General features: G+C 68.2%; 3 protein-coding genes. 2 read left to right on the forward strand and 1 reads right to left on the reverse strand.

Annotation, left to right across the window (positions count from 1 at the left end):
• Together AB0J09_RS59960 and AB0J09_RS59965 are read left to right on the forward strand one after the other, a co-directional pair.
• A partial coding sequence (locus AB0J09_RS59960; protein WP_360712623.1) for an RHS repeat-associated core domain-containing protein occupies positions 1-2,596 on the forward strand: 2,596 nt, incomplete at its 5' end.
• Between the two features lie 275 nt (positions 2,597-2,871).
• Positions 2,872-2,997, forward strand: coding sequence for a hypothetical protein (locus AB0J09_RS59965; RefSeq protein ID WP_360712626.1), 126 nt, complete (start codon positions 2,872-2,874; stop codon positions 2,995-2,997).
• Between the two features lie 33 nt (positions 2,998-3,030).
• Here the strand turns inward: AB0J09_RS59965 and AB0J09_RS59970 are convergent.
• The coding region (locus AB0J09_RS59970) for a helix-turn-helix domain-containing protein (RefSeq protein ID WP_360712629.1) at positions 3,031-3,428 on the reverse strand (398 nt) is incomplete at its 5' end.

Raw genomic sequence — 3,428 nt, forward strand, 5'->3', positions numbered from 1 at the left:
CTACGGCGGCGCCGCGCCGCTGCCCACGCACACCACCACGGCGTACGCGTACACGCGGGACGGGCTGCCGACGGTCACCACCGGGCCCGACGGGGCCAAGTGGACGTACGGGTACGACCTGTTCGGCCGCCAGGTCAGCAACGGCGACCCGGACATGGGCAAGAGCGCGACCACGTACACCAGCCTCGACAAGATCGCTACCAGCACCAACGCCGGCCAGCGAACCCTCACCTATGACTACGACGCCCTCGGCCGCAAGACCGGCCTGTGGGTGGGCGACAAGACCGACCCGAACAAGCTCGCGGCGTGGACGTACGACAGCGTCGTGGTCGGGCAGCCGGCGGACTCCATCCGCTACGACGGCGGCGTGACCGGCAAGAAGTACGTACAGAAGGTCACCGCCTACGACAACTTCTACAAGCCCGTGTCCAGCGAGATCGACCTCGATCCGAACGACCCGCTGGTGGTTTCCGGGGTGGCCAAGGCCAGTTACGCCTTCACCTCCCAGTTCAACGCCGACGGCACCATCCAGCACCTCGGCCTGCCGGCCGTGGCACAGCTGCCGCAGGAGAACGTCAGCTACACCTACACTCCCACCGGGCAGGTGGACACCGTCACCGGCACCTCCTCCTATGTCCTGGACACCGCCTACTCGGCGCTCGGCCAGCCCGAGCAGCTGAACCTGGGCGTGTCGGCGGCGAGCCTGGCCAAGCACGCCTACCTGGACTACGAGTACGAGGAGGGCACCGGGCGGCTGCTGCGCGGCTTCGTCACCGACGACACCCACCCCTGGATGCCGCAGGACCTGCACTACGGCTACGACGACGCGGGCAACGTCACCAAGATCAGTGATCCCGCCACGCTCGGCGGAACCACCGCCCCCGACACCCAGTGCTTCGGCTACGACGGCTACCGGCGGATGACCGGCGCGTGGACCCCGGCCAACGCCGACTGCGCCAGCACCGCCGTCGGGGGGCCCGCGCCGTACAGCACCGGGTACACCTACAACCAGGCCGGGCTGCGGCTCACCGAGACCCAGCACAAGACGGGCGGCGACACCACGACGCTGTCCTGCTACACCAAGGCCGCCCAGCCGCACACCCTGACCGCCACCACGACCGGGACGAGCTGCGACGGGGTCACGGCGACGTACGCGTACGACGTCACCGGCAACACCACCACCCGGCCAGTCTCCGCGACCACCAAGCAGACCCTGACCTGGACCGCCGAGGGCAGCCTCGCCACCACCGCGGAGGGCGGCCACGCGGCCGGCTACCTCTACGACGCCGAGGGCAACCTGCTCATTCGCCGAGCCACCGCGGGCGACGGCGAGACGGTCGTCTACCTCGGCAGCACCGAACTGCACACCAAGACCACCAGCGCCGGGACCTCCACCTGGGCGGTGCGCACCTACACCCACGGCAGCGACGGCCCCGTCATCGCCGAACGCACCACCCAGCCCGACGTCCCCTCGCTGAGCTGGCTCGCCGCCGACAGCCTCGGCACCTCGACCCTGGCCCTGGACGGCGTGACCCAGGCCATCACCAAACGCTATCTCACCCCCTTCGGCGCGCCCCGCGGCACCGTGGCCACCACCTGGCCGGACGACAAGGGCTTCCTCGGCAAGACCGCCGACCCCGACAGCGGCCTCACCCACCTCGGCGCCCGGCAGTACGACCCGGCCACCGGCCGGTTCCTCAGCGTCGACCCGCTGCTGGAGACCGACAAACCGCAGACCCTCAACGGCTACAGCTACTCCCAGAACAATCCCGTAACGTTCAGCGACCCCACCGGCCAGCATCTGGCATGCGGCGGGGGGTTCCAGGAGACGTGCCCGGGCTCGGGCAGCGGCGGCGCAGTGCTCGGGGGCGGCATGACGTCCAGCGACGGCAGTACCGGCTCGTCCGGTAGTAGCAGCGGGTCGTCCGGTAATGGCAGTAGCTCGTCCGGTAGTGGCGGTGGTGCGTTGTCCCCCTCCCCCGTCAGGCCGCCAGCGGTCCACGAATGCTTACTGTCGCTGTCGACGCTGATAGGCACCGTCGGGTGCCCGTCGGGCGTGGACTACGTCGTGACCTGGGAGACCTTCCACAGGTTCAGTTACATCGACCACTCCACCGTCTCCAATGTCATTACCGCGGAAAAAGACAAAGAGAGCGTCACCTTCTCGTACTCCTACGCCAACGCGCGTTCCGCGACGGAGGCCTTCAGCAAAGACTGGGATTTCCAAAAATCGTTCGGCGGTTCACTGGAATGGGCATGGAAAGTCTTCAAATTAACCCCCAAAGTCGACGTGACATGGAAAGACTCCCACTCGGAGTCGACCGCGAATACGAATACCGACACGGACACGCAGAGCATGGCAGTGACGATGCCCATGAGCAAAGGTGAGACCTGGGCGCTTTCCCCGCAGGGCGAGCTGACCACATATGTGAGCGCTTACCACCACAGCGACGGTCGGATCACCTACAAGTCGTCGGTCAGGTTCGAGGTCTCAAGCTGGGCCCTATCGAGAGTCACAGCCGACCCGGCCGATCACTTGACCGTCGTGAACCTCCATGCCACGTGTGGCTGCCAATACGACAAATACGACAAATGAGGACTGGGACGCGGTACGCGTCCCCCGAAGGGCCGCCCCTCCGTCCTTACCAACCTCACCGCTGAGCCGAAGGGAGACCGCTGACGTGGTGCGGTTCCGCGCGATGGGCCACAACGCCGACGATGTGGCCGACGTGCTGAAACCTCGTCATCGGCGGCCCCGTCAGCTCCGCGTGCTGCGTCTGCGACCCAACTGGTGGGCCTCCTGTCCGGGAAGCCCACCAGCCGCGGCTTGGATCGCGCTCCCGCGACTTCGGCGTCGCCAAGCCGGGATCCATGTGGCTCGCCACCGCCGACGTCGCCGATGAGACGCTGCCGGCCGCGAGCACCGTACGTATCGGGCCGATGGATCCCGCGCAGGGCGCCGCACTGCTGCGCCGGGCCTGCACCGTCGAGTGCTGAGGTCGGTCACCCCGGACGGGTGCGGCCGGACGGTCAGGTCTCGGCGTGGAAGGTGCGGCGGTAGGTAGCGGGTGAGACGCCGATGATCGCGCGAAAGTGCTGCCGGAAGGAGGACGGGGCGCCGAATCCGCTCTGGTCGGCGATCTGGTCGATCGCCAGGTCGCTGCTCTCCAGCAGGTGCCGGGCGTGTTCCACTCGTTGCCTGATCAGCCACTGGCCCGGCGTCATGCCGACCTCGTCGCGGAATCGGCGGGTAAGGGTGCGCACGCTTGTCTGCGCGTGGGCGGCGAGTTCGGGCAGCGTCACGGGCCGGTCCAGGTGCTTCAGCGCCCAGGCCCGGGTGTGGGTGGTGGTCGCTTGCGACGGTGGGGGGACGGGCCGTTCGATGTACTGCGCCTGGCCGCCGTCGCGCCACGGGGGCACGACGCAGC

It is taken from the genome of Nonomuraea sp. NPDC049784, from assembly GCF_040659615.1.
GTDB lineage: Bacteria > Actinomycetota > Actinomycetes > Streptosporangiales > Streptosporangiaceae > Nonomuraea.